The sequence below is a fragment of the Cupriavidus sp. D39 genome (genome assembly GCF_026627925.1).
GTDB lineage: Bacteria > Pseudomonadota > Gammaproteobacteria > Burkholderiales > Burkholderiaceae > Cupriavidus > Cupriavidus ulmosensis.
In genome coordinates, this window is record NZ_JAPNLE010000009.1 from 5213205 (window position 1) to 5238361 (window position 25157).

Genomic DNA, 25157 nt, shown 5'->3' on the forward strand with positions numbered 1-25157 from the left:
CAACCTGCCGTCGGCAAACCAGGAAAACTGGAAAACAGGAAGCGAGCCCATGACTACCTGCGTTGTCGTCAAGAAGGCCGGCGAGGTGGCGATTGCCGCCGACGCGCTGGTGACGTTCGGCGACACCCGGCTCACGCGTGCCTACGAGCGCAACCAGAAGGTGTTCCCGGTGGGTGACAGCTTCGTGGCGCTCGCCGGTACCACCGCGCACTTCCCGGTCATGCGCAGCCTGCTGGCCGGACTGGGCGAGGATTGCCGGCTGGGCTCGCGCGATGACGTCTTCCGGACCTTCCTCAAGGTGCATGAAAAACTCAAGAACGAGTATTTCATCAACACCAAGGAAGACGAGGACGATCCTTACGAGTCCTCGCAGATCGTATGCCTGATCGCCAATCCGGCGGGCATCTTCGGCGTGTATTCGTACCGCGAAGTCTTCTCGTTCGATCGTTTCTGGGGCATTGGCTCGGGGCGCAACTACGCGCTGGGCGCCATGCACGCGGTCTACGACCAGCCGGGCCTCGCTGCCGGCGTGATTGCGCGGATCGGGGTGGATGCAGGGGTGGAGTTCGACAAGAGTTCGGCAGGCCCGGTCGAGGTGCAGGTGGTGCAACTGGGCGACATGGCTGGCGACGGAGCAACCAATAACGATGGCGCGGCCCGCACCTGAAGCGGGGCGCGTTCTTGAGGAGCAAAAACATGAGTGTGATCGAAGTCCAGGTGCCGGATATCGGCGATTTCGACGCGGTGGAAGTCATCGAGGTGCTGGTCAAGGCTGGCGATACGGTCGAGCAGGAGCAGTCGCTGATCGTGCTCGAGTCGGACAAGGCCAGCATGGATGTGCCGTCGTCCGCCGCCGGCAAGGTGGTGGAGGTGCGCATCAAGGTGGGCGACAAGGTCGCCAAGGGCGCCGTGATCTGCACGCTGGAGACCGAAGCCGCGGCCAAGCCGGCCGCTGCCCCGGCCCCTGCGCCCGCCCCTGCGCAGGCATCCGCTCCCGCGCCTGCGGCCGCTCCGGCAGCGGCGCCCGCGGCCGCCACGCATTCGGGCAGCGCGGACATTACCTGCGACATGCTGGTGCTCGGCGCCGGTCCCGGCGGCTACTCGGCCGCGTTCCGCAGCGCTGATCTGGGCATGAACACCGTGCTGGTCGAGCGCTACGGCACGCTCGGCGGGGTCTGCCTGAACGTCGGCTGCATCCCGTCCAAGGCGCTGCTGCACAACGCCGCCGTGATCGACGAGGCCAAGGCCCTGGCGGCCCACGGCATCCTGTTCGGCGAAGCCAAGATCGACCTCGACGGCCTGCGCCACTACAAGGACACCGTGGTCGGCAAGCTGACCGGCGGCCTGGCCGGCATGGCCAAGGCGCGCAAGGTGCAGGTGGTGCGCGGCGTCGGCACCTTCCTCGACCCGCATCACCTCGAGGTGCAGGAGACCGAAGGCGATGCCAAGCAGACCACCGGCAAGAAGACGGTGATCCGCTTCGAGAAGGCAGTGATCGCCGCTGGCAGCCAGGCGGTCAAGCTGCCATTCATCCCCGAGGACCCGCGTATCGTCGACTCCACCGGCGCGCTGGAACTGCCGGAAGTGCCCAACAAGATGCTGGTCATCGGCGGTGGCATCATCGGGCTGGAAATGGCCACGGTGTACAGCACGCTGGGCGCCAACATCGACGTGGTGGAAATGCTCGATGGCCTGATGCAGGGCGCCGACCGGGACCTGGTCAAGGTCTGGGAAAAGATGAACAAGCTGCGCTTCGGCAAGGTCATGCTCAAGACCAAGACGGTCGGCGTGGAAGCGAAGCCGGACGGCATCTACGTCAGGTTCGAAGGCGAGCAGGCGCCGGCCGAGCCGGAACGCTATGACCTGGTGCTGGTGTCGGTGGGCCGTGCGCCCAACGGCAAGCGCATCGGCGCGGAGAAGGCGGGCGTGGCGGTAACGGATCGCGGCTTCATCGAGGTCGACAAGCAGATGCGCACCAACGTGCCGCATATCTTTGCCATCGGCGACATCGTCGGCCAGCCCATGCTGGCGCACAAGGCTGTGCATGAGGCGCACGTGGCGGCCGAGGCCGCGCACGGCGAGAAGGCCTACTTCGATGCCAAGCAGATTCCGTCGGTGGCCTTCACCGACCCGGAAGTGGCCTGGGCGGGCCTGACCGAGGACCAGTGCAAGGAGCAGGGCATCAAGTACAGCAAGAGCGTGTTCCCGTGGGCTGCTTCCGGCCGCGCCATTGCCAATGGCCGCGACGAGGGTTTCACCAAGCTGATCTTCGACGAGGAAACGCATCGCATCATCGGCGGTGGCATCGTTGGCACCCATGCCGGCGACCTGATCAGCGAAGTCTGCCTGGCGGTCGAGATGGGCGCCGATGCGGTGGATATCGGCAAGACGATCCATCCGCACCCGACGCTGGGCGAATCCATCGGCATGGCTGCCGAGATCTACGAAGGCGTGTGCACCGACGTGCCGCCGCCGCGCAAGCGTTAAGCACCAGACGTTTGCGATATCGTTGGGGCCCGCCGTGCGGCGGGCCTTTTTACGTTCTAATTTGCAATTAACCGCCGCGCTTTTTGCACCATACGCCTGCACCATACGCCTGCACCATACGCCTGCGGCTGCGCCGATCAAGGCCGGCTTGCAGAAGGCGGGCACGCTTCCATGTTTCCTTGTGTGGCGGGCAAAAAATCCCGGCGCATGGCCGGGAATGAATCGATATTGGAATACATGGAAACCAGATACCGAGGAGACACAGTGGGAGGGCAGGGCGGCTCGATTGCCTTCCATGCTGCCTTCGTTGGCAAAATGCGCTGGCCATGCCACGCGCGCTTTGCCAACGAACCGGCCGAAGCCGGTCCGTTTCCTGCCGTCGCGGATTAGGCGGCGGTGGTGGTCTTCTTGGTCGTCGCGGTGCGAGCCGTGGCGCTGGCTTGCTGGGCGGCCTTGGTGGCGGCGCTGGCGGCTGCCTGGAAGTTGGTTTCAGCGATTTCAACAGCTTGCTTGGTGGCCTTCTGGACCGACTCGTAAGCGTTGTTGGCGGCGCTGATCGCGGACTTCACGATGGCAACAGTCGACTCGGAGCCGGCCGGGGCGTTCTTGGCGAGGTTCTCGACCAGGGTTTGCACCTTCTTCGAGTTCTCGGCCAGTTGGGCTTCGGCGACCTTGGTGAATTCAGCCTGGGTTTCCGAGGCGATTTCGTACACGTGGCGGCTATAGGCCAGGGCCTTTTCGGCAACGGGCTGGACCAGCGAGGACTGGAGGGCCAGGAATTCCTGGGCATCCTTGGCCGAGAGGGCCTTCTTGGCGTTGTCCACGTTTTCAGCGAACGTGGCCTTGACCACTTGCAGGTTCAGCTCGACCAGCTTCTCAATGCCTTCGAAGGCTTTGGTGGTCAGGCCGACCAGGGTTTCGAGGTTGGCTTTTGCGCTGCGGCGACTTGTTCCGGGGTGAAGCTCATGCTGGTCTCCAATAATGAAGTTCAAGGTCATGCAAAATTAGGCCGCCCAGATGTCAAAGCCATGACGAAGTAACGATTAAAGCCGTTTTTCGTCAGCCAACCCCAGGCGTTTGGGGGTTATCGGCGCGCCTCGCTTGCTCTGCAAAATCGATGGTGCGCCGCAACAATTCCAATTGTAGGGAAAAGAAAATCGGTGTCAAGGGCTTCTTGTGCATTGCACAAATAACTGTTGTTGAAGTCGGTGCGGTGTCACATATTGGCTGCGTAGCGTCGGCAGGTGCGCCACGGCACGCACCTGGAGGGAGGAGGGAAGGCCGGGACGGCGCACCCTGGCGCCGGCACAGTGCTACCATCGCGGTCTGCCCGAATCGCTGCTGCCCAAGGGCGCAACCTACCGGCCGATGCACCGCGGCCCGGTTGCCGCGACCGGCCGCCGCCGGTCAGCCAGCCCGCCTACGTTTGCCCTCATGCTCGCTTTTTACGCCGATCATTTTGTCCTGCCCCTGCCCGAGGGCCACCGTTTCCCGATGCGCAAGTACAGCATGTTGAGGGAGACGGTCGAGCGCGACGTGCCAGGGCTGGCGCTGGTCGAGGCGCCGCGGGCCGGGGACGATGCCTTGCTGCTGGCGCACACGCCTGAATATGTCGCCAGCGTCTCTCGGGGCGAACTGGACCCGGCGCGCCAGCGCGAGATCGGCTTTCCGTGGTCGGACGCCATGGTCGAGCGGTCGCGGCGCTCCGCCGGTGCCACCATCGAGGCCTGCCGCGTCGCCCTGCGCGAGGGCGTCTCGGTCAACCTGGCGGGCGGCACGCATCATGCCTATGCCGACAAGGGCGGCGGCTTCTGTGTCTTCAACGACGCGGCCATCGCCGCGCGCCAACTGCGCCACGATGGTCGGGTGGAGCGCGTGGCCGTGGTCGACCTCGACGTCCACCAGGGCAACGGTACCGCCTCCATCCTGCGTGACGACCCCTTCGTCTTTACGCTGTCCCTGCATGGCGAGAAGAACTATCCCTTCCGCAAGGAGGCCAGCGATCTCGATGTGGGCCTGCCCGATGGCTGCGACGATGCGGCTTACGCCCAAGCGCTGCAGGGCGCACTCGATACGCTGTTCGCGCGTTTCGCTCCCGACCTCATCATTTACCTGGCAGGGGCCGATCCGCATGAGGGCGACCGGCTTGGGCGCCTGAAACTCACGCTGGCCGGGCTGGCCCAGCGCGACCGGCTGGTGTTCGACGCGGCCCTGGCGCGCGGACTGCCCGTTGCCGTGGCGATGGCCGGCGGCTATGGCAACCAGATCGAGGACACCGTCGCCGTGCATGCGCAGACCATCGCACTTGCGGCCCAATATCACGATCGCTACGCCCGGCGCGAAAAGCCGGGCGCCGCCGTGGCAGGCACGATCCCGTCCACCGGCAACAAGGAGATGGCACCGCGATGAGTGCAACCAGCCAGGCCCACGCGGCACGCGGGACCTTGTGGATGGCCGGCATGCCGTGGCTGTTCGTGGTGATCTGGAGCACCGGGTTTATCGTGGCCAAGTACGGCATGCCGCACGCCGAGCCGATGACCTTCCTGTTCCTGCGCTTTGTCGGCGTGCTGGTGTTGATGCTGCCCTTCGTGCTCATGGCGCGCGTCCCGCTGCCGCAGCGCGCCGGGGCGACCGACTGGCGCATGGTCGGGCACATCGCGCTGGCAGGGCTGTTCCTGCAGGCGGGCTACCTTGGCGGCGTGTGGGCAGCGGTCAAGCTCGGCATGCCGGCGGGCGTTTCCGCCCTGATTGTGGGCATGCAGCCGATCCTGACCGCGCTGGCGGCTTCGCGCATGGGCGAGACCATCGGCAGGCGCCAGTGGCTGGGGTTGCTGCTTGGCATCCTCGGCGTGGGCCTGGTGGTGGCCAACAAGCTGTCGGCCAGCGGGTTGTCCGCGCCAAGCCTGCTGCTGGCGCTGGGCGCCTTGTTCTCGATCACCTTCGGCACGCTGTATCAGAAGCGCTATTGCCCGATGTTCGACCTGCGCATGGGCTCGGTGATCCAGTTTGCCGCGGCGGCGTTGGCCTGCCTGCCGTTCATGTTCCTGGCTGAAACCCGTCACGTCGAATGGAATGCCGAGATGGTCGGCGCGCTCGCCTGGTCGGTGGTCGCGCTGTCCATCGGCGCCATCTCGCTGCTGTTCCTGCTGATCCGCCAAGGCGCGGCCACCAAGGTATCCAGCCTGATGTATCTCACCCCGCCGACCACCGCCGCCATGGCGTGGCTGCTGTTCGGCGAGCGATTCCCGCCGCTGGCCGCGCTTGGTATGGCCCTGGCCGCAAGCGGTGTTGCACTGGTGATCCGCCGCTAATCTTCCCTGATCCCACTTTCGATGAACCCGACCGCCGATACCCGCAGCGCCTACTGTCATTTCCAGCCCATCACCACGCGCTGGATGGATAACGACGTCTATGGCCATGTCAACAACGTCATCTACTACAGTTATTTCGATACCGTGGTGAACACCTACCTGATCCGGGAGGGTGTGCTGGATATCGAGTCCGGCGACACCATCGGGCTGGTGATCGAGACGCAATGCAATTATTTTGCCGCGCTGAGCTTTCCCGATACCGTGGTGGCCGGGCTGCGCGTGGCGCGGCTGGGCAATTCGAGCGTGCGCTACGAAGTGGGCTTGTTCCGCAACGACGAAGACGTGGCCGCGGCGCAGGGCCATTTTGTCCATGTCTACGTGGATCGCGCCACGCGCCGCCCGGTGCTGTTGCCGCCCGCGCTGCGCGATGCGCTGCAGGCGCTGGTGTGCGAGCCGGCGGGCGCCGACGCATGAGCCGGCCCGCGCAAAGGAGTTGAGAGCCATGGATTCGCAGCAGAAACGGGACACCACCCTGGTCGACCAGGCCATCATCACGCGCCGCTCGGTGCGCGCGTTTCTCGATACGCCGGTGCCGCGCGACGTGGTCAATGAGATCCTGGCGGTGGCCAGCCGGGCCCCGTCTGGCACCAACGCCCAGCCGTGGCGGGTCTATGTGCTGACGGGCGACGCCAAGGTGAAACTGTCGGCCGAGGTGCTGGCCGCGTACGACGATCCGCAGCGCGACAGCAAATATCGCGAGGAGTATCCCTACTATCCGCGCGCGTGGGTGACGCCGTACATCGACCGCCGCCGCAAGGTGGGCTGGGACCTATACAGCCTGCTGCAGATCAGCCGCGAGGACAAGGCGCGCATGCATGCGCAGCACTCGCGCAACTTCACCTTCTTTGGCGCGCCGGTGGGCATGATCTTCACCATCGACCGCATCCTGGAGCAGGGCAGCTGGCTCGACTACGGCATGTTCCTGCAGAGCATCATGGTGGCGGCGCGGGCTCGCGGGCTGGATACCTGCCCGCAGGCGGCGTTCACCCAGTTCCACGCGGTCATCGCCAATCACTTGCGCCTGCCGGAGGATGAAATGGTGGTCTGCGGCATGGCACTGGGCCATGCCGACCCCGCCGCCATAGAGAATACCCTTAGTACGGAGCGTGAACCGGTAAGCGGGTTCGCGCGTTTCTTATCTTAAGAAGTTGTCGGCGGCGGGGGCGCGCTTTGCGCTGTCGCCGCCTGTTGTCTGCTGGCCCGGGTTATCCCGACGAGCGGGCGAGAAAGATGAAACGCTGTGGAATTACCACAGTCGACGTCGGTCTTACTGCACGTGCGATGTGATGCGTGCCCCGCATTTTCCGTAATGTGGAATTGTTTGCAAATCGAACTTTAAAGAGGCTCCGTAAGTCTTTAATCTTGCTAACAATTTCTTTTTTCCTAAACTGGCGCAATCCAGTTGCGCGCTGAATGAATCATGTTCCGGTCTGATTCCCCCTATTTTTGCGATTCTTCGGCTCTACCCCTCTTACTTCGGTTGCGGCCTCTGTGCTGTTGACCGTTTCCATGCTGGCCGCCCCTGTGGCCGATGCCGCGACGAAAACGTCGGACACCGCAAAAACCAGCAAAAAGTCGGCAAAAGTCACCAAGTCCGAGAAAAAGTCGGCAAGTTCTTCCTCTAAATCCGCAAAATCCAAGCAGGCCGCGACGAGCGGCAAGGCTGAGCGCACCACGACGCGCAAGGTCGTGGTACTGAAAAACGGCAAGCGCACCGTGGTGGCGCAGCGCCAGGCGGCACCGGTTCGCGCGGCGTTCATTCCCGCCAAGCCCTCGCTGGGCGAGGCGCTCGGCCTGCGTGACACGGAGGACGCGCTCGCGCTGCGCTCCAGCGTGGCGCTGGTGATGGACCAGAATTCCAACGAAGTGCTGTTCCAGAAGAACGCCGCCGCGGTCCTGCCGATCGCCTCGATCACCAAGCTGATGACCGCCCTGGTGGTGATGGACGCGCGCCAGCCGATGGATGAGGTCCTCACCATCACCGAGGAAGACCGCGACACCGAGAAGCACAGCAGTTCGCGCCTGCGCTTTGGCGCGCAGCTCACGCGCCAGGAGGCGCTGCTGCTGGCACTGATGTCCTCGGAGAATCGTGCGGCATCGGTGCTGGGCCGCAGCTACCCGGGCGGCCTGCCGGCCTTTGTGCAGGCCATGAACCGCAAGGCGCGCGAGCTCGGCATGAACGACAGCCACTTCGTCGATTCGAATGGCTTGTCGAGCAGTAATGTCTCGAGTGCGATGGACCTTGTGCGCATGGTCAATGCGGCGTACCGCAACCCCACCATCCGCGAGTTTTCGACGCAGACCGAGCATGAAGTCAATGTGCTTGGCCGCACCCAGCACTACGTCAGCACCAATCGCCTGGTTCGTGGCGGCAACTGGGAGATCGGCCTGCAAAAGACGGGCTTTATCTCCGAGGCTGGCCAGTGCCTGGTGATGCAGGCACGCGTGAATGGCCGCAATGTGGTGATGGTGTTCCTGGATTCCGTTGGCAAGCTGTCCCGCTTCGCCGATGCCAACCGCGTCAAGGACTGGCTGGAACACGTGCAGACGGGGCCGGGCCGCCCTTTTCCCACGTCCCCAAACCTGACGCAGGGGCTTGGCAGCCCAGCCAGCCCCCAGGCGATCCTGACCGCCCAGCAGCCTCGCGGCATCTGATGGGGGTGCCGGAGTGATCCGGTCTCCTGCTTGAAGTCATGAAAAACGCGCCGTCGCCGGCGCGTTTTTCTTGCGGCGAGGGCGGTGCGCTTAGAGCAGCTTGCCCGGATTCATGATGCCGGCCGGATCCAGCAACTGCTTGATGCCCTGCATCATGCGCAGCTCCAGCGGGTCCTTGAGGCGCAGGAAATCATCGCGCTTGAGCTGGCCGATGCCATGCTCGGCGCTGATGCTGCCGCCGTAGCGCGCCACCTCGTCCAGCACTGCGGCCGTCAGCGCCTTGCCATGCTGCGCCGTCCAGTCGTGCTGCGCGCCCGCGGGTCGCGACAGGTTGTAGTGCAGGTTGCCGTCGCCGAAGTGCCCGAAGATAAACGCACGGATGCTGGGGCTAATGGCCTTGAGGCGTGTCTCCATCGAGGCCATGAAGGCCGGGATCTGCTCGATCGGCAGTGACACATCGTGCTTCAGGTGCGGCCCGTCGGCGCGCTGCGCCTCGGAGATCTCCTCGCGCAGCTTCCACAGGCTCTGCAGCTGTGACAGCGAAGCCGAGACGGCGGCGTCCAGGCACAGCTCGCGCTCCAGCGCCTCGCCGATCACGCGCTCCAGCAGCACGTTGAGGGCGGCTTCGTCGGTGGTGTCGGCCAATTCCACCAGCACATAGGCGGGATAGCGTTGGCCGAAGGGCTCCTGCACGCCTTGCGCGTGCTTGAGCACGAGGTCGACGCAATCGCCGGTGAAGAACTCGAAGGCTTGCAGGCGCGCGCCGCACTGCGCGAACAGCAGCTCGAAGAGCTCCAGCGCTTGCAGCGGGGAAGCCACTGCTGCCAGCACCACCGAGCGCGCGTCGGTGCGCGGGAACAGGCGCAGCGCTGCGGCCGTGATGACGCCCAGCGTACCTTCGGAGCCGATCAGCAACTGCTTGAGGTCATAGCCGGTATTGTCCTTGCGCAAGGCGCGCAGCCCGTGAAAGATCTCCCCGTTGGGCAGCACGGCTTCCACGCCCAGAACAAGCTCGCGGGTCATGCCGTAGCGCACCACATTGACGCCGCCCGCGTTGGTCGCGAGATTGCCGCCGATCTGGCAGGAGTCCTCGGCCGCCAGGCTGAGCGGCAGCAGGCGATGCGCCTCCTGCGCCGCGCGCCGCAGATTACCCAGGATGCAGCCCGCTTCGGCGACCAGCGTGTTGGCGATGGTGTCGATGGAGCGGATCGCATTCATGCGGTCCATGCTCAGCACCACGTTGGCGGGGCTTCTGTCCGGCGCGGCGCCGCCGCACAGCCCGGTGTTGCCGCCACGCGGCACCACCGGGACCGCGGCCTGCTGGCACAGGGCCAGGCAGCGCGCCACCTCGTCCACCGAGCGCGGGCGCACCACGGCCTGCGCATTGCCACGATAAAGGCCGCGCCAGTCGGCGAGCCACGGCGCAACCTGGTCGGGCTCGGTGGCAACCACGTCGGGGCCGAGCGCTTCGATCAGGCGGGGCAGGAAATCTGAGTTTTGCATGGTGGGTCTATCCGGAGAAGCAATGCGGCTCAGGCCGCGGAATGAGAGGGGTCTTGGCCGCTGGCGACGGACTCGCCGCGCGCTGCCAGCTGCAGGCCCAGCCGCCCCGCGGCGCCGCGCAGGTGCGCTACCGCCGCGGCGCGCGCTTGTTCGGGGTCGCCGGCGCGGATCGCGTGGAAGATGGCCAGGTGTTCCTGGTGGACCTGTTCGGACAGGCCATCCTGCTGGCGGGTATTGAGCCGCGCCACGTGCACGGCCTGGTGCAGTTGTAGGTTCAGGTACTGCAGCAACTGCAGGTAGTACTTGTTGTGGGTGGCGGTGGCAATTGCCACATGGAAGGCGGTGTCCGCCTCCACGCTGCGGTGCGGGTCGTGCAATTGCGCCGCGAGCCGGTCCAGCAGCGACTGCATGCCGGCGACATCCTGCGCGGTGCGCCGCAGTGCCGCGAGCGCGGCGGCGGCGCTTTCGAGATCGAGCCGCAACTCGTAGATGCTGGCCAGTTCGTCGCGATCGATGCCGATCTCCTGCGGCAGCTGGAAGCCGGCGTTGCCCACGCGCGAGCGCACCGTGCTGCCCACGCCTTGGCGGCTTTCGACCAGGCCCTGGGAGCGCAGGTGTTCGGTCACCTCGCGGATGACGGCCGGGCTGACGCCGTACTGCTCGGCAAGCTGTTTGCCCGTCGGCAGCCGGGCGCCGACGGGGTAGGTGCCGCCGGCGATCTCGGCGCGCAACTGCTGGGTCACCTGTTCGGTGAGGGTAATGGCTTTGGTCCGCATGCCCAGCAGGATATAGCTATTCAGGTTATCTGAAAACTAAGGGTATACACTCGGTCTGCGATTGAGGCAGTGCGCGGGGGAAGGAGAGAGGGAGCGGGCGAGGTAAAGATTCGGCGGGAAGGGCGCGTGGGCCCCCGCGCCGCTCACCCCGCCGTGCTCAGGCTGCGACGTCGGCCGCGTAGCCCATGCCGCGCGAGATCTGCAGCGCGGTTTCCTTCAGGTTCTGCAACCAGCTGTCCTGCAGGCGATCGGCCGGGGCCGAGAGCGACAATCCGGCCACCAGGCGGCGCGAGTCGTCGTAGATGCCGGCGGCGATGCAACGCACGCCGAGCTCCAGCTCTTCGTTGTCGCGCGCGTAGCCGTTGGTGCGTACCCAGTTGAGCTCGCGCTCCAGCTTGATCAGGTCGGTGATCGAGGTGCGGGTGTGTCCCGCCAGCCCGGTGCGGGTGGCGTAGTTGCGCACCCGCGCCACTTCATCGGCCGCCAGGAACAGCTTGCCCACCGAGGTCAGGTGCAGCGGCGCTCGGCCGCCAATGGCGCGCACCACCTGCATGCCGGAGCGCTCGCTATAAGCGCGCTCGATGTAGACGATCTCATCCCCCTGGCGTACCGACAGGTTCACGGTCTGGCCGGTCACGCGGTGCAGCGCCCGCATCGGCGCCAGCGCCGCATCGCGTACCGACAGCCGGGCCTTGACCAGGTTGCCGAGCTCCAGCAGCCGCATGCCAAGCCGGTAGCTGCCGGGATCGGAGCGGTCGACGAAGCGGCAGGCCACCATGTCGTTGAGGATACGGTGCGCGGTGGAAGGGTGCAGGCCGGTGGTCAGCGACAGTTCCTTGAGGCTGACCGGATCCGCATGCTGGGCGAGCGCGTCCAGCAAGGTCATCATGCGTTCGATGACCTGGATGGATGTCTTGCCGGGGGCTTTGTCTGCTTCTGCCATGGGGAAATGTTGCCGTGCGGCAAATTAAGCGGTTGCCTGATTCTATCTCGCATTGTGAAAATTTCAATAGGTGAAATGCCATTACCGAAAGAATCTTCGGATGATGCCGATGTTGAATGTGATGCAAAGTGCATGCAAAAATGCGGCGAATTCACCCCAGCCGTGAACGCTTTTGTATGCTGGCCGGTGCGCAAGGGCGCATAATTGCGGGGTTTCGGGGTCTGGAAAAGGGAAACAATGCGAGTTGGTCTGTTCGCCACCTGCCTGGTGGACCTCATGCGTCCGGAAATCGGCTTCTCGGTGCTCAAGTTGCTGGAGAAGGCTGGCTTTGAGGTGATGGTGCCCGAGGCCCAGACCTGTTGCGGGCAACCGGCCTACAACTCGGGTGAGCGCACGGCATCGCGCGACCTGGCGGAGAAATTCCTGCGCGAGTTCGAGATGTTCGACTACGTGGTGATTCCGTCCGGATCCTGCGGCGGCATGGTGCTGCATCACTATGCGGATCTGCTCGGCGACGATCCCGAGTTGAATGGCCGCTATGAAGGCCTGCGCTCGCGTGTGTTCGAGCTGACCGATTTCCTGGTCAACGTGGCCAAGCTGGGCGAGTTCGACTCAAAGTTCGCGGGCCGCATTACGTACCATGACTCTTGCTCCGGCTTGCGTGAACTGGGCGTCAAGAGCCAGCCGCGCGCCCTCCTGGCGCAATTGCCTGGCGTGCAATTGAGCGAGATGAAGGACTGCGAGGCTTGCTGCGGATTCGGTGGCACCTTCTCGGTCAAGTACGGCAATATCTCCACGGCCATCGTCGATGAGAAGTGCGCCAACATCAAGGCCAGTAGTGCCGATGCCGTGGTGCTGGGCGATCTCGGCTGCATGCTCAATATCGAAGGGCGCTTGCGCAGGACCGGCGACACGCGCACGCAGGTGCTGCATATCGCGCAAGTGCTTGCCGGCGATGCCTGATCCCGGCCAGCCGAAAAACAACCCTTAGCGAGATCCCCGCTATGCAAGTTCGCAGCATGGAGTTCAAGGCGCGCGCGGGCCAGAAGCTGGCCGACCAGCGCCTGCAGCAGAACCTCAAGAAGCTCTCCACCAAGTTCGTCACGGCGCGCGCCGACGCCATCCGCGACATCGATTTCGATGCCACCCGCGAGGCGCTCAAGGAGCGACGCGACCGCGCGCTGCAGAACCTCGACGTCTGGCTCGCCACCTTCGAGGAAAACGCCACGCGCCGCGGCGCCACCGTGCTGTTCGCCGAGACCACGGCCGATGCCGCGCGGCTGGTGGCGGAGATCGCGCGCAAGCACGGCGTCAAGAAGGTCATCAAGAGCAAGTCGATGGTGACCGAGGAAATGCGCCTGAACCAGGTGCTGGGCGAGATGGGCGTGCAGAGCATCGAGACGGATCTGGGTGAGTACATCCTGCAGATCAACGATGCCGAGCCGCCGTCGCACATCATTGCCCCGGTGGTGCACAAGGACAAGGAGGAGATCGCCGACCTGTTCGCCCGCGTGCACCACAAACCGCGCCTGACCGATATCCCCGAGATGACGCGCGAGGCGCGCGAAGTGCTGCGCCCGGAATTCCTGTCCGCCGACATGGGCGTGACCGGCGGCAACTTCATCATTGCCGAGACTGGCTCGGTGGCGGTGGTGACCAATGAGGGCAACGAGGGCATGTGCACCGTGATGCCACGCGTGCATGTGGCGGTGACCGGCATCGAAAAGGTGTTGCCCACACTGGAAGACCTGGCAACCGTGATGCGGCTGCTGCCGCGCTCGGCCACCGGCCAGGCCATCTCGAATTACTTCTCGCTGCTGACCGGCCCGCGCGCCGAGGGCGAGCGCGATGGCCCCGAGCATATGTATTTCGTGCTGGTCGATGGCGGGCGCAGCGGCCTGATCGGCGGAGACTTCCAGGACATGCTGCGCTGCATCCGCTGTGGTGCCTGCATGAACCATTGCCCCGTGTACCAGAAGATCGGCGGCCACGCCTACGGCTGGGTCTACCCGGGCCCGATGGGCAGCGTGCTGACGCCGAGCTACGTGGGCCTGGCCAATGCGCTGGACCTGCCGCAGGCGGCCACGCTATGCGGAGAATGCAACCGCGTGTGCCCGGCGTCGATCCCGCTGTCGGACCTGCTGCGCAAGCTGCGCGAGAAGCAGATGGAACGCGGCCTGCGTCCCTGGCAGGAGCGGCTCGGGCTGCAAGTGTGGGGCTACGTGGCGCGCCGGCCGGGGCTGTACGCTTTCGCGACCCGCATCGGCGCGCGCTTGCTCTCGCGCATGGGCGGCAGCAGCAAGCTGATTGCCAGCCTGCCGATGGCCGGCCGCGGCTGGACCGAAACCCGCGACCTGCCGGCACCGAGCGGACGCACGTTCCGTGAGCTTTACAAAGAAAGGAGGGCCCGTTGATGGCTACGACGACAAGCAATGCGCCGGCGCTGGCAACCATGCGCGCCGCGCTCGAACAACATATCGGCGGCCAGCTCGCAGCCGATGGCCTGGTGCGCAGCTGGCGCGAGGCCGCCCCCGGCCTGGTGCTGCCGCCGATGTTCGGGCAGGCGATGGAAGAGCTGCTGCGCCGGCTGGAGATGGCGGGGGTATTCGCGCAGGACAGCTGCTCATTCTCGAGCACGGCCGTTACCGACCAGCTCAAGCGCTGGCTGGACAAGGCGGCCACTGCCTGAGCGCTGCCACGCAAACGCCCATCCCAACGTAAAAGGCCCCCGCTGATGAGCGGGGGCCTTTTTGCGGACCTGGCTACGCGAGTGGCTCAGCCCAGCAACAGGGCGTCATCATCGAGCTGCTCATGGCGCGTTTGCTCGAACATGCGCAGCAGGTCCGGCACGTCCAGCCCGGCGCGCTGCTCTCCCGATACGTCCAGCACAACCTGGCCCTGGTGCAGCATCACCGTGCGCTGCCCGTAGTCCAGCGCCTGGCGCATGCTGTGCGTGACCATCATCGTGGTGAGCTTGGCGTCTGCCACGATCTTGGCGGTCAGTTCCAGCACGAAGGCAGCCGTCTTCGGGTCCAGCGCGGCGGTGTGCTCGTCCAGCAGCAGGATGCGCGAGGGCTGCAGCGAGGCCATCAGCAGGCTCACGGCCTGGCGCTGCCCGCCAGAGAGCAGGCCGATACGATCGGTCAGGCGGTTTTCCAGGCCGAGGTTGAGCAGCCGCAGCTTGTCGCGGAACAGCTCGCGCGAGGGCTTGTTCAGCGCCGCGCGAAAGCCCCGGCGGCTGCCGCGCGCCATGGCCAGCGCCATGTTTTCCTCAATCGTCAGCGCCTCGCAGGTGCCCGCCATCGGGTCCTGGAAGACGCGCGCCACCAGCAGGGCACGGTCCCAGGCCGGCTTGCGCGTGACGTCGACGTCGTCGATCGTGATGCGGCCGGTGTCCACCATCTGGTCGCCGCTGATGGCATTGAGGAAGGTGGATTTACCGGCGCCGTTGGAGCCGATCACGGCAACGAACTGGCCCGTCGGGATATCCAGGCTGAGGCCGCGCAGCGCGCGCGTCTCGATCGGGGTGCCGGGATTGAAGGTGAGTTTCAGGTCTTGTGCGCGCAGCATCTCAGGCACCTCCGTTCTTGCGGCCGAACAGCTTCTTGCGGGTTCCCGGCAGCACCAGGGCGCCGGTCACCAGCACGGCGGTGACCAGGTTCAGGTCTTGCGCCTTGAGGCCGATGAACTCGCTGTTGAGCGCCAGCGCGATGAAGAAGCGGTAGAGGATGGCGCCCAGCACCACGGCCAGCGTGGTGTACACCAGGCGGCGGGCCGGCAGGATGCTCTCGCCGATGATCACCGCGGCCAGGCCGATCACGATGGTGCCGATGCCCATGGAGATATCGGAGCCGCCCTGGGTCTGCGCGAACAATGCGCCCGCAAGCGCTACCAGGCCGTTGGACAGTGCCATGCCGGCCAGCGTGGCGCGGCCGGTGGCGATGCCCTGGGAGCGCGCCATGCGTGGGTTGGCGCCAGTGGCGCGCATGGCCAGGCCGAGCTGCGAGGAGAAGAACCAGTCCAGGCCGAGCTTGGCCACGACCACCACGATCAGCAGCAGCGCGGGGCGCAGCAGGTAGTCGGGCAGCCAGTCGGGCTGCAGGATGGTGAAGATGGTGGACTCGGTGATCAGCGGCACGTTGGGCTTGCCCATGATGCGCAGGTTGACCGAGTACAGCGCGATCATCATCAGGATACTGGCCAGCAGATCCATGATCTTGAGGCGCACATTGAGCCAGCCGGTGATGAAACCGGCAAAGGCGCCCGCCACGATCGCCAGCGCGGTGGCGACGAAGGGGTCCTGGCCGGAAGCGATCAGCGTGGCTGCCACAGCGCCGCCCAGCGGGAAGCTGCCGTCGACGGTGAGATCGGGAAAGTTGAGGATGCGGAAGGAGATCAGCACCCCCAGGGCGACGAGGCTGAAGATCAGGCCGATCTCCAGGGCGCCCATAAGGGAAAAGAGGGACATGGGGGAAATCCAGTTGCTTGTATCCGGCACGGGAGGCCGAATCAGAAACGCCTGGCGCGCTGCCCGGGTCGGGCGGCGCGGCGCAGGCGTTCCGGGGGCGGGCCCGGATAGAGCCATAGAGCCGCCTGCGCGCGAACGCGCAGGGTCAGCGTGCCGCCATTACTTGATGACGGTCTTCGCTTCCTTGACCAGCTCGGGCGAGAGCGTCACGCCTTGCTTCTCGGCCGCGCTGGTGTTCACGAACAGCTCCAGCTTGTCGCTGGTCTCGGACGCGATCGCGCCGGGCTTCTCGCCCTTCAGGATACGCACCACCACCTTGCCGGTCTGGTGGCCGAGGTCGCCGTAGTTGATGCCCAGCGCTGCAATGGCGCCGCGCTTCACGCTATCGGTATCGGAAGCCACCAGCGGGATCTTCGACTCGTTGGCCACCTTGACCAGCGCTTCATACGCCGACACCACGTTGTTGTCGGTGTTGGTGTAGATCACGTCGACCTTGCCGATCAGGCTCTTGGCGGCGGCGCCGATGTCGACCGTGCGCGGTGCGGCGGCTTCCTTCAGCGTCATGCCTTCCTTGGCCAGCAGCGCCTTCAGTTCCTTGACCACCACTACCGAGTTGGCTTCACCCGGGTTGTAGACCATGCCGACGGTCTTGGCCTTGGGCACGACGCGCTTGATCAGGGCAACCTGGCGGTCCAGCGGCAGCTTGTCGGAGACGCCGGTCACGTTGGTGCCGGTTGCGCTCCAGCTCTTGACCAGCTGGGCGGCGACCGGGTCGGTCACACCGGAGTACACCACCGGCACCGACTTGGTGGCGGCCACCACGGCCTGGGCCGACGGCGTGGCGATGGCCACGATCACATTGGGCTGGTCGCCGACGAACTTGCGGGCGATCTGCGCGGCCGTGCCGGTATTGCCCTGCGCGCTCTGGTATTCCCACTTCAGGTTCTTGTCGGCGTCAAAGCCGGCGGTCTTCAGCTCGTCGCGCACGCCATCGCGGATGGCGTCCAGCGCGGGGTGGTCGACGATCGAGAGCACCTTGACGGCCTGGGCCTGCACGGCGCCGCCGTACAGCAGCGCGAGGGCGATGGCGCTGCCGAGGATGGTCTTGGTCGATGTCTTGAGACACTTCATAGTATTTAATCTCCCCCGGATATGGGTTCTGGGTGATGAGCCGCGTTTCGTTCTCGATAAGAACTGGTCCGCCGTCCTGCCCGGCGGCGCGCTGCGCCGGCCGGTCGGTCCGTTGCGTGGGCGATACACCAGGCGGCAGGCTGGAGGACGCTCTTGTACAGCGGATACGACGGCGATAAGCCTGCGAGGATACCATTTTCGAGGCGAAATTTGCCCGGTCTTGCCCTGTTCTAGTGCCTCAGTGGGGGCAAACGGCAAGCCCGGAGCACGCTGTGGGCGGCTCCGGATGGTGCACCTCGCAGGTGCCTGGAACGCGGAAACGTTACTGCGCGGGGTTGTGGATTTCGGCGTGGATGCGGGCAACGGCTGCGATCGCCGCCTCGGGCAGCGGCGTTTGCCATGCATCAATGTTCTCGCGCAATTGTTCCAGCGAGGTGGCGCCGATGATGGTGCTCGCGGCGAACCAGCGCGAGCAGCTCCAGGCCAGCGCCAGCGTAGCCGGGGAGAGGCCATGCTCGCGCGCCAGCGTCACATAGCGGGCGGCCGCGGCCAGGCTCTCCGGCCGCAGGTAGCGCGGGCTCCAGTCGGGCGGGAAGCGCGTCAGGCGGCCCTTGGCTTGCGCGTTGAACACCGGGTGGGCGAGGTCGCCACCGAGGTACTTGCCGGTGAGCTGGCCAAAGGCAAGCGGGCTGTAGACCAGCAGGCTTGTGTCGGTGCGGAAGCAGGCCTCGTCCAGGCCCTGCTCGAAGCTGCGGTTGAGCAGGTTGTACGGGTTCTGGATGGTGGCGATGCGCGGCAGGCCGTGCAGCTCCGCCTGCTTGACGAACTCGGTCACGCCCCACGGCGTTTCGTTGGATACGCCGACATAGCGGATCTTGCCTGCGCGCACCAGTTCGCCCATGGCTTCGAGCTGCGCCTGGATGGAGGCGCACTCGCGCTCATTGGCCGGATCGAACTGCTTCTGCCCGAAGATGGGCGCGTTGCGAGCGGGCCAGTGGATCTGGTACAGGTCGATGTAATCGGTCTGCAAGCGGGACAGCGAAGCGTCCACCGCCGCGCGGATGCTGTCCGGGGTCAGGTCGCCGCCATTGCGGATCCACGGCATGCGCGCCGGGCCGGCCACCTTGGTGGCCAGCACGATGCGCTCGCGCTGCTGGCGCTTGAGCCAGGTGCCGACGATGCGCTCGGTGCTGCCATAGGTTTCGGCACGCGGCTTGACCGGATACATCTCGGCGGTGTCGATGAAGTTGATGCCGCGCGACACCGCGTAGTCGAGCTGGCTATGGCCTTCGGCTTCGGTGTTCTGCTCGCCGAAGGTCATGGTGCCGAGGCAGATGCGCGAGACCTGCAGGTCGCTGCGGCCAAGACGGGTGGTTTCCATGGCTATCCTTGTGAGGCTGGTGTGATAAGGCGCGAAAACGGGTTCGGTTCGGAACCGTCAGGCGCGCAGCGCAGCAGCGCATTCCTTGACCAGCACCGGGCCGCGGTAGATCAGCCCGCTGTACACCTGAACCAGCTGCGCGCCGGCCGCGATCTTGGCTTGCGCATCGGCGCCGCTGAAGATGCCGCCCACGCCCACGATGGGCACCGCGTCCCCAACCACCGCGCGCAGGCTCTTGACCACGTGCGTGGACGACTCGAACACCGGCCGGCCCGACAGGCCGCCGGCTTCCTCGCCATGCGGCAGGCCCTTGACCGCGTCGCGGGCAATGGTGGTGTTGGTGGCGATCACGCCGTCGATGCGGTGGCGGACCAGCGCGTCACCGATATTGCCGATCTGGTCGGCATCGAGATCCGGCGCGATCTTGAGCGCGAGCGGCACGTAGCGCTTGTACTTGTCGGCCAGGCGCTGCTGCGCATCCTTGAGCGTGGAGAGCAGGTGGTCGAGCTCGCTGGCGCCCTGCAGCTGGCGCAGGTTCTTGGTGTTCGGCGACGAGATATTCACGGTGACGTAGCTGGCGTGCGGGTAGACCCGTTCCAGGCAGTGCAGGTAATCATCCACCGCGCGCTCGATCGGCGTATCGGCGTTCTTGCCGATATTCAGGCCCAGCACGCCGCCTTCGGCTTTCCAGCGCGACGCGTTCACATTGGCGACAAAGGCATCCACGCCGCCGTTGTTGAAGCCCATGCGGTTGATCAGCGCATCCGCCTGCGGCAGGCGGAACATGCGCGGACGCGGGTTGCCCGCCTGCGGGCGCGGCGTCACGGTGCCCACCTCGATAAAACCGAAGCCGAAGGCGGCCAGCCCGTCGATGTACGCGCCATCCTTGTCGAGCCCGGCGGCCAGGCCAACCGGGTTGGGGAAGCGCACGCCCATCACCGTGCGCGGGTCGTCGGCGATGGTATTGCCGATGCAGCCCGCCAGCCCCATGCGCTTGGCGCGGAGCAGGTTGTTGAGGGTTAAATGGTGAGCGTCCTCCGCATCCATCGAGAACAGGGCGGGGCGAAACAGGGGGTAGAGCGCGTTCAGCACAGGGAATCAGCTTGGAAGTCGGGACCAAGGCGGCATTGTAACGGTTGGGCCGGATCGGGTATGGCGCCGCTGGCGCGGGCATGACTTGCGCAGGCTGTCCGCTACTCCGCTACAGGCTGTTTTCCGGGGCTTGCTCGCCGGGCTGCGGCGGAATGACGGGCACGGCGGTGGGCGATGCCACGGTGGGCGCCGCATCCCGGAGCGCCGCCGGCGCCGCATCGAACGCGCGCCACTGATTCGCCGTCAGCACCTGCAGCGGCCGGTAGCGTGCCTTGTAGGCCATCTTGCGGCTATCGGCGATCCAGTAGCCCAGGTACAGGTGCGGCAAGGCGAGCTCGCGGGCCTGCTGGATCTGCCACAGGATGTTGTAGGTGCCGTAGCTGGCGTGCACCTCCAGCGGATCGTAGAAGGTGTAGACCGAGGACAAGCCATCGTCGAGCACGTCGATCATGCTGACCATGCGCAGCCGGCCGGCCTCGGGCGAGCCCGGCGGCTCGCGGAATTCGACCAGCCGCGAGTTGACCCGGCTTTGCAGCAGGAATTGCTCGTACTGGTCGCGGCTGTCCTGGTCCATGCCGCCGCCGGCGTGGCGCATCGACTGGTACAGCAGGTAGAGCGCATAGTGCTCCTCGACGTAGGTCAGCGGCGCCACCAGGGCCTGCAATTTGCCGTGCTGGCGCCAGGCCCGGCGCTGGCTGCGGTCCGGGCGGAACTGGTCCACCACCACGCGGCATGGCGTGCAGGCGTGGCATTCATCGCAATAGGGACGGTAGGTAAAGATGCCGCTGCGCCGAAAGCCCGCGCGCACCAGCCGCGAATAGACATCGGCGTTGATCAGGTGGGCGGGCGTGGCCACCTGCGAGCGCGCCATGCGGCCATCGAGGTAGCTGCAAGCATAGGGTGCCGTAGCGTAGAACTGCAGCGCGGAAAGGGGTAGTTCCTTTAGCTTGCTCATGTGTCTGCAACGGCCAGGGATGAAACAGCAACGCGGGAAAGCCGATGGCGCGGCGACCTGACCTTGCGGCGAGTGGACAACGCGGTGTGCCTTATGACTGCGCCTGCGTCCATCTCTCCAGCACCGTCTTGTCAAAACCCCACGGCACGATATCCGGCTGGCGGGTGGCAATGCGGATATGGGCAGCGAACTCCGCACGCGGGATGGGACTCGCGCCGAGCGAAGCCAGGTGATCGGTTTCCTGCTGGCAGTCTATCATCGCCACGCCGTGGTTGCCGAGGAACGCGCACAGCGCGGCCAGGGCGATCTTGGAGGCATCGGTGCGCCGCGCGAACATCGATTCGCCGTAGAACATCCGCCCGAGCGCCACGCCATACAGGCCGCCCGCGCGCTCGCCCTGGTACCAGGCCTCCACGCAATGGGCAAGGCCGTTACGGTGCAACGCACCATAGGCGGCGATGATGTCCTCTGTGATCCAGGTGCCATGCTGGCCATCGCGCGGGGTTTCGGCGCAGGCCTGCATCACGGCGATAAAGTCGTCGTCGACGCGGATTTCCCAGTCGGGATCGCGCAGCACGCGCTTGAGGGTCTTGCGAAAGGTGCTGGAAACGCGCAGCGCCTGCGGCGGCAGCACCATGCGGGGGTCGGTGCTCCACCACAGCACCGGCTGGCCTTCGGCATACCAGGGAAAGATGCCCTGCCGGTAAGCCAGCAACAGGCGCTGGGCCGACAGCTCGCGGCTGGCTGCAAGCAGGCCGGGCGCGTCGGAGCCCGGGCCGAGCGCACGCTCGACCGGCGGGAACGGATCATGCGGATCCAGCCAGGTGATCATGCAGGGAGTGCGGGCAACGCGCCCGTGTTCAGGGTTCGACCGTGGCCCGGGTGGTCAGCGGGCGCATCGGCTTGTCGATATCCAGGCTGTGCAGGCGGAAGGTGCCGTCGGCCAGCCGTCCCGCCGCGCGATCCGCGAAGAAACAGCGCAGCGAATGGATCACGGTGGGGAAGGCCAGTTCATCCCAGGGCACATCGGCTTCCTCGACCAGCTTCACCTCCAGGCTTTCCTCGCCCGCGGAGATGTCCAGGTCCTCCAGTGTCGCCAGGTAGAACATATGCACCTGATGCACATGCGGCACATTCAGGATGGAGAACAGCTCGCCAACCTGCACCCGTGCCCCGGCTTCCTCCAGCGTCTCGCGAGCGGCGCCCTGCGCGGTGGTCTCACCGATTTCCATGAAGCCGGCCGGCAGCGTCCAGAAGCCGTAGCGCGGCTCGATGGCGCGCTTGCACAGCAGGACCTTGTCCTCCCACACGGGAATGGTGCCGACCACATTGCGCGGGTTGACATAGTGGATGGTGCTGCAGTTGTCGCACACTGAACGCAGGCGCGAGTCGCCTTCAGGGATGCGCAGCACGACCGCATGGCCGCAGTTCGAGCAGAATTTCATGAGGGGCGTCCGGGAGGAATGGCGAAAGTGTATCACCGCCGATGGGGGCTGCCGGGGGTGCGATGCTAGTTTGGGGAAGGTCTGCGTGCGCAGTCGCGCCTATGTAGAGAGCCGGGCGCACAAAACAAAAAACGCCCGTGCAGGGCGTTGTTGTGCGTTGTTGCTTTGCGCTCGACAGCCGATGGCATTGTCATGCATGGCTTTGGTTGCGGGGGCAGGACTTGAACCTGCGACCTTCGGGTTATGAGCCCGACGAGCTGCCAACTGCTCCACCCCGCGTCCGTCGAAGAAAAAGATTATAAGGTAAATTCTGTCGCAGTGCAACAGCCAATTGCGCCAGAACGGTAAAGGGCGCAAGAACTCGCCCCGATAAGGAGCGCGGCCGCAATGGCGCGCCGGCAGTCAGGCCGGGTCGGGGCTGACCTTGCTGCGCTGCCAGGTGCTGGCGGCAAACTGGTAACTGTCCCGCTGCAGCAGGTCGTCGCGTTGCCAGATGACGCGGTCCGGCCGTACGGTCAGCATCCAGGTGGTGGTGATGCGTGGTTGCGGTTCAGCGAAGGCGCGCGGGCTCAGCAGTGCGGCGCAGGCACCGTGCTCCGGGTCGCGTACCGAGGTGTAGCGGATCATGCCGAGGCCGGCTTCCCGGGCCGTGCGGGCCAAGGCCTGGCAGGCGTCATAGTGGTCGGGATCGGTCCACTTCGCGGCGTCTTCGGCAAAGGGCGGGGCGTCTAGCGCGATGCCGTCGGTGCGCACGCTGACCTGGAACAGGGTGTGGGGCCGGGCGTCGATGCGCGGCAGCGCCGGGCTGTCGAGCAGGAAGCGCCAGCGCCAGTAGCCAAGCTCCGCGCAGGCGGTGCGGATGTCGTCAGCACCGTAGAACACGCCAGGATCCTGCTCGGCGCGAAAGCGCGAGCCCCAGGGCGAGGGCGGGTAGCGAAAGGGTGTGAACAGAAGATAGTGGAGGTGGCGTGCGTCGGCGGGCACCGCGGGCTTGCCGGCGTCCAGCACGGCTTCCAGCACGGCTTGCTCCTCCAGGCTGTCGACCAGCGGCATGGTCGATACCACATGCTGGGCCTCTACCGCGCGCCAGAGCGTGAGCGCAAACGGCTTGCGCTCAGACGCGACCGCGGGTGGCATCCAGATAGTGAACGACACGTACCAGGCCCTCGGTTGTGCGGATCAGGTCGAGCGGCTTGCCGCCCAACGCCAGGTTTTCGTTGGCCAGCCAGAGGCGGGCCTGGTCGCTGTGGCCGAGGATGGCGTCGAGCGAGCGGAACAGGCGCACGAACAGCACGCCGAACTCCCATTCCTTGCGATGCGCATCGAGCACATAGCCCCCGGAAGCCATTCGGGACACGGAGGCGGTGCTGATGCCCAGCACGTTGGCCACGCCTGCCTGGCTGATGCCAAGGAAGCCGGCCGCACGCATGACCGCCTTGGTGAGGGTGGTGCCGGAGTCCGGACTGCCGGCAGGAAGATGCTCGGGGACTTGCCTGGGTTGCATCGCCTCGCTCCTGTTTCTTCAGAAACATTATAGGCGGTTCGTTTCGTAAGGGAAGCAGTAAAACGCCACCACTATCTGCATGGTTTGGTGGCCTCGCCCACTGCAGAATGCTCGCTTGTCCTGAATACGACTTCTCTGCGGCGCACCGAGTTGCGAGGGTGCCGGGAGCGACAGAGCGGGCCCGCTGCCGGATCAGTACGTCTCGATATGCAGCCGTCCCTCCGTCTTCATGGTGGCTTCCAGTTCACTCCAGGCCAGGCCGGCGCCGGCGCAGACTTCCCCGAACGCAGCCAGCACGCCGTCTTCCATCCCCTTGAGGCCGCAGATATAGACATGGCCGTGCGGGTCGTTCAGCAGCCCCGCCACGCGGGCGCCGGCTTCGCGGATGGCGTCCTGCACATAACGCCGGGGCTGGCCGGGATCGCGCGAGAAGGCGAGATGGATGTCGAGGAAGCTCGGCGGCAATTTCATCAACGGCCCGAAGTAGGGCAGTTCCCGCGCATTGCGCGCGCCGAAGAACAGCATGCGCTGCCCGTCGAACTGCTCGAGGTTGCGCCGCATGTGCTCCGTCATGGCGCGCATCGGGGCCGAGCCGGTACCGGTGCAGATCATCATCACGCTGGCTTCGCGGTGGTTCGGCATCAGGAAGGTGGTGCCGAACGGGCCGACCACGCGCACTTCGTCGCCGCGCGCGAGGTCGCACAGGAAGTTGGATGCCACGCCGCGCACCGGCTGCCCTTCATGATCCTGCTCGACGCGCTTCACCGTCAGCGCCAGGTTGTTGTAGCCCGGCCGTTCGCCGTCGCGCGGGCTGGCGATCGAATACATGCGGATGTAGTGCGGCTTGCCGGTGGCGTCGGTGCCGGGCGGCACGATGCCGATGGCCTGGCCTTCCAGCACCGGGAAAAAGTGCTGACCGAAATCCAGCACGATGTGATGCACATCGCTCGATGCGTCGTCGGCGGTCAGGCGGTAGTTGCCGGCCACGGTGGCGGTGACGGGGGCGCGCACGCCGTGCAGGTTGACGTATGGATGCGCCGCCGACCACGGCGCCTTGGGCGAGGTATGCCGGCTGGTTTCCACTTGCTGGGTTTGCGGCTCCTGCCCGGTTTCCGGGGAAGCCGGATCCGGCGCGTTCTCGATCCCGGTGTCCGCGGGCAAGGGCAGGCTGGCGGGGAGCTCGTCCCACAGCAACTGCGCCTCGATCGGATACGCCTCGCTTTTCAGCATCGTGCGCCAGTTGTCGATCGCGCCGGTGGGGCACGGCCCCAGGCAGGCGCCGCAGCCGTTGCACACGTCGGCCCTGACCACGTAGTTGCGATCGTCATGGGTGATCGCGTCGATCGGGCAGGTGTCTTCGCAGGTATTGCAGCGGATGCAGATCTCGGGGTCGATCAGGTGCTGCTTGATGATGTCGGGGGCGCCCATCTCTTTGGTCTCCTTGGC

General features: G+C 65.7%; 24 protein-coding genes, 1 tRNA gene and 1 pseudogene. 10 read left to right on the forward strand and 16 right to left on the reverse strand.

Translation table 11 applies throughout. The features are described from left to right. Positions 1-49 precede the first annotated feature (49 nt). Positions 50-667 carry an MFS transporter gene (locus tag OMK73_RS36395; protein ID WP_267606245.1) on the forward strand — a complete coding sequence of 206 codons (618 nt, stop codon included), beginning with the start codon at positions 50-52 and terminating at the stop codon, positions 665-667. A gap of 14 nt (positions 668-681) precedes the next feature. Further along, positions 682-2487, forward strand: coding sequence for a dihydrolipoyl dehydrogenase (lpdA, locus tag OMK73_RS36400; protein ID WP_267606246.1), 1806 nt, complete (start codon positions 682-684; stop codon positions 2485-2487). A gap of 386 nt (positions 2488-2873) precedes the next feature. Here the strand turns inward: lpdA and phaP1 are convergent. After that, a pseudogene (gene phaP1 / locus OMK73_RS36405) lies at positions 2874-3454 on the reverse strand (TIGR01841 family phasin PhaP1). 467 nt (positions 3455-3921) lie between these two features. Between phaP1 and OMK73_RS36410 the strand changes: the two are divergent. The 5 genes from OMK73_RS36410 to pbpG all read left to right on the forward strand — a co-directional run bounded on the left by OMK73_RS36410 (position 3922) and on the right by pbpG (position 8513). Then, positions 3922-4896, forward strand: a complete 975-nt coding sequence (locus OMK73_RS36410) for a histone deacetylase (protein WP_267606247.1) — start codon at positions 3922-3924, stop codon at positions 4894-4896. Further along, positions 4893-5798, forward strand: a complete 906-nt coding sequence (locus tag OMK73_RS36415; protein ID WP_267606248.1) for a DMT family transporter — start codon at positions 4893-4895, stop codon at positions 5796-5798. The genes OMK73_RS36410 and OMK73_RS36415 overlap by 4 nt, the downstream gene beginning before the upstream one ends. Before the next feature lie 21 nt (positions 5799-5819). Then, a complete protein-coding gene (locus OMK73_RS36420) occupies positions 5820-6272 on the forward strand; it encodes an acyl-CoA thioesterase (protein WP_267606249.1) in 453 nt (150 codons plus the stop codon). A 28-nt stretch (positions 6273-6300) separates the two neighbouring features. Beyond that, positions 6301-7002, forward strand: coding sequence for a nitroreductase (locus OMK73_RS36425; RefSeq protein ID WP_267606250.1), 702 nt, complete (start codon positions 6301-6303; stop codon positions 7000-7002). A 365-nt stretch (positions 7003-7367) separates the two neighbouring features. After that, a complete protein-coding gene (gene pbpG / locus OMK73_RS36430; protein WP_267606251.1) occupies positions 7368-8513 on the forward strand; it encodes a D-alanyl-D-alanine endopeptidase in 1146 nt (381 codons plus the stop codon). Between the two features lie 90 nt (positions 8514-8603). On the opposite strand, the gene OMK73_RS36435 is transcribed toward pbpG, so the two are convergent. The 3 genes from OMK73_RS36435 to OMK73_RS36445 all read right to left on the reverse strand — a co-directional run bounded on the left by OMK73_RS36435 (position 8604) and on the right by OMK73_RS36445 (position 11735). Continuing rightward, positions 8604-10016 carry an FAD-binding oxidoreductase gene (locus tag OMK73_RS36435; protein ID WP_267606252.1) on the reverse strand — a complete coding sequence of 471 codons (1413 nt, stop codon included), beginning with the start codon at positions 10014-10016 and terminating at the stop codon, positions 8604-8606. Between the two features lie 29 nt (positions 10017-10045). Then, positions 10046-10792, reverse strand: coding sequence for a FadR/GntR family transcriptional regulator (locus tag OMK73_RS36440; RefSeq protein ID WP_267606253.1), 747 nt, complete (start codon positions 10790-10792; stop codon positions 10046-10048). A gap of 157 nt (positions 10793-10949) precedes the next feature. Then, positions 10950-11735 (reverse strand): IclR family transcriptional regulator, encoded by a 786-nt coding sequence (locus tag OMK73_RS36445; RefSeq protein WP_267606254.1) that lies wholly within the window; start codon positions 11733-11735, stop codon positions 10950-10952. 237 nt (positions 11736-11972) lie between these two features. Between OMK73_RS36445 and OMK73_RS36450 the strand changes: the two genes are divergently transcribed. Genes OMK73_RS36450 through OMK73_RS36460 form a run of 3 tightly spaced genes read left to right on the forward strand, consistent with a single transcriptional unit; the run spans position 11973 to position 14424 of the window. Continuing rightward, the gene (locus OMK73_RS36450; RefSeq protein ID WP_267606255.1) at positions 11973-12698 is read left to right on the forward strand and encodes a (Fe-S)-binding protein; all 726 of its coding nucleotides are present in this window, start codon (positions 11973-11975) and stop codon (positions 12696-12698) included. Between the two features lie 41 nt (positions 12699-12739). Next, positions 12740-14149, forward strand: coding sequence for a LutB/LldF family L-lactate oxidation iron-sulfur protein (locus OMK73_RS36455; protein WP_267606256.1), 1410 nt, complete (start codon positions 12740-12742; stop codon positions 14147-14149). Next, entirely contained in the window at positions 14149-14424 is a 276-nt protein-coding gene (locus tag OMK73_RS36460) for a hypothetical protein (RefSeq protein WP_267606257.1), read from the forward strand. The genes OMK73_RS36455 and OMK73_RS36460 overlap by 1 nt, the downstream gene beginning before the upstream one ends. An 86-nt stretch (positions 14425-14510) precedes the next feature. Here OMK73_RS36460 and OMK73_RS36465 read toward each other — a convergent pair whose 3' ends face one another. From OMK73_RS36465 to boxA, 12 genes are all read right to left on the reverse strand, one after another. Continuing rightward, positions 14511-15305 carry an ABC transporter ATP-binding protein gene (locus OMK73_RS36465; RefSeq protein ID WP_267606258.1) on the reverse strand — a complete coding sequence of 265 codons (795 nt, stop codon included), beginning with the start codon at positions 15303-15305 and terminating at the stop codon, positions 14511-14513. A 1-nt stretch (position 15306) separates the two neighbouring features. Then, complete coding sequence (locus tag OMK73_RS36470; protein ID WP_267606259.1) at positions 15307-16203, reverse strand: ABC transporter permease; 897 nt, start codon at positions 16201-16203, stop codon at positions 15307-15309. A 159-nt stretch (positions 16204-16362) separates the two neighbouring features. After that, positions 16363-17334: an ABC transporter substrate-binding protein gene (locus OMK73_RS36475; RefSeq protein ID WP_267606260.1), complete on the reverse strand. Its 972-nt coding sequence runs from the start codon at positions 17332-17334 to the stop codon at positions 16363-16365. Positions 17335-17656: 322 nt separating this feature from the next. Continuing rightward, a complete protein-coding gene (locus tag OMK73_RS36480) occupies positions 17657-18715 on the reverse strand; it encodes an aldo/keto reductase (RefSeq protein ID WP_267606261.1) in 1059 nt (352 codons plus the stop codon). 57 nt (positions 18716-18772) lie between these two features. Further along, a complete protein-coding gene (locus OMK73_RS36485) occupies positions 18773-19807 on the reverse strand; it encodes a quinone-dependent dihydroorotate dehydrogenase (protein WP_267606262.1) in 1035 nt (344 codons plus the stop codon). Between the two features lie 109 nt (positions 19808-19916). Then, on the reverse strand, positions 19917-20762 hold the full coding sequence (locus OMK73_RS36490) for an arginyltransferase (RefSeq protein ID WP_267606263.1): 846 nt from the start codon (positions 20760-20762) through the stop codon (positions 19917-19919). A 91-nt stretch (positions 20763-20853) separates the two neighbouring features. After that, positions 20854-21594: a leucyl/phenylalanyl-tRNA--protein transferase gene (gene aat, locus OMK73_RS36495; RefSeq protein ID WP_267606264.1), complete on the reverse strand. Its 741-nt coding sequence runs from the start codon at positions 21592-21594 to the stop codon at positions 20854-20856. 28 nt (positions 21595-21622) lie between these two features. After that, a complete protein-coding gene (locus OMK73_RS36500; protein ID WP_174422706.1) occupies positions 21623-22207 on the reverse strand; it encodes an NUDIX hydrolase in 585 nt (194 codons plus the stop codon). 203 nt (positions 22208-22410) lie between these two features. Then, a tRNA-Met gene (locus tag OMK73_RS36505) sits at positions 22411-22486 on the reverse strand. Between the two features lie 123 nt (positions 22487-22609). Next, positions 22610-23362, reverse strand: coding sequence for an RES family NAD+ phosphorylase (locus tag OMK73_RS36510; protein ID WP_267606265.1), 753 nt, complete (start codon positions 23360-23362; stop codon positions 22610-22612). After that, positions 23322-23711 (reverse strand): MbcA/ParS/Xre antitoxin family protein, encoded by a 390-nt coding sequence (locus tag OMK73_RS36515; protein ID WP_267606266.1) that lies wholly within the window; start codon positions 23709-23711, stop codon positions 23322-23324. The genes OMK73_RS36510 and OMK73_RS36515 overlap by 41 nt, the downstream gene beginning before the upstream one ends. A 192-nt stretch (positions 23712-23903) precedes the next feature. Further along, entirely contained in the window at positions 23904-25139 is a 1236-nt protein-coding gene (gene boxA, locus OMK73_RS36520) for a benzoyl-CoA 2,3-epoxidase subunit BoxA (protein WP_267606267.1), read from the reverse strand. Positions 25140-25157: the final 18 nt, after the last annotated feature.

Coding starts and splice junctions, on each gene's coding strand:
- OMK73_RS36395 (WP_267606245.1), top strand. CDS start 50: ATGACTACCTGCGTTGTCGTCAAGAAGGCCGGCGAGGTGGCGATTGCC.
- OMK73_RS36410 (WP_267606247.1), top strand. CDS start 3,922: ATGCTCGCTTTTTACGCCGATCATTTTGTCCTGCCCCTGCCCGAGGGC.
- OMK73_RS36415 (WP_267606248.1), top strand. CDS start 4,893: ATGAGTGCAACCAGCCAGGCCCACGCGGCACGCGGGACCTTGTGGATG.
- OMK73_RS36420 (WP_267606249.1), top strand. CDS start 5,820: ATGAACCCGACCGCCGATACCCGCAGCGCCTACTGTCATTTCCAGCCC.
- OMK73_RS36425 (WP_267606250.1), top strand. CDS start 6,301: ATGGATTCGCAGCAGAAACGGGACACCACCCTGGTCGACCAGGCCATC.
- pbpG (WP_267606251.1), top strand. CDS start 7,368: ATGCTGGCCGCCCCTGTGGCCGATGCCGCGACGAAAACGTCGGACACC.
- OMK73_RS36435 (WP_267606252.1), bottom strand. CDS start 10,016: ATGCAAAACTCAGATTTCCTGCCCCGCCTGATCGAAGCGCTCGGCCCC.
- OMK73_RS36440 (WP_267606253.1), bottom strand. CDS start 10,792: ATGCGGACCAAAGCCATTACCCTCACCGAACAGGTGACCCAGCAGTTG.
- OMK73_RS36445 (WP_267606254.1), bottom strand. CDS start 11,735: ATGGCAGAAGCAGACAAAGCCCCCGGCAAGACATCCATCCAGGTCATC.
- OMK73_RS36450 (WP_267606255.1), top strand. CDS start 11,973: ATGCGAGTTGGTCTGTTCGCCACCTGCCTGGTGGACCTCATGCGTCCG.
- OMK73_RS36455 (WP_267606256.1), top strand. CDS start 12,740: ATGCAAGTTCGCAGCATGGAGTTCAAGGCGCGCGCGGGCCAGAAGCTG.
- OMK73_RS36460 (WP_267606257.1), top strand. CDS start 14,149: ATGGCTACGACGACAAGCAATGCGCCGGCGCTGGCAACCATGCGCGCC.
- OMK73_RS36465 (WP_267606258.1), bottom strand. CDS start 15,305: ATGCTGCGCGCACAAGACCTGAAACTCACCTTCAATCCCGGCACCCCG.
- OMK73_RS36470 (WP_267606259.1), bottom strand. CDS start 16,203: ATGTCCCTCTTTTCCCTTATGGGCGCCCTGGAGATCGGCCTGATCTTC.
- OMK73_RS36475 (WP_267606260.1), bottom strand. CDS start 17,334: ATGAAGTGTCTCAAGACATCGACCAAGACCATCCTCGGCAGCGCCATC.
- OMK73_RS36480 (WP_267606261.1), bottom strand. CDS start 18,715: ATGGAAACCACCCGTCTTGGCCGCAGCGACCTGCAGGTCTCGCGCATC.
- OMK73_RS36490 (WP_267606263.1), bottom strand. CDS start 20,762: ATGAGCAAGCTAAAGGAACTACCCCTTTCCGCGCTGCAGTTCTACGCT.
- aat (WP_267606264.1), bottom strand. CDS start 21,594: ATGATCACCTGGCTGGATCCGCATGATCCGTTCCCGCCGGTCGAGCGT.
- OMK73_RS36500 (WP_174422706.1), bottom strand. CDS start 22,207: ATGAAATTCTGCTCGAACTGCGGCCATGCGGTCGTGCTGCGCATCCCT.
- OMK73_RS36515 (WP_267606266.1), bottom strand. CDS start 23,711: ATGCAACCCAGGCAAGTCCCCGAGCATCTTCCTGCCGGCAGTCCGGAC.
- boxA (WP_267606267.1), bottom strand. CDS start 25,139: ATGGGCGCCCCCGACATCATCAAGCAGCACCTGATCGACCCCGAGATC.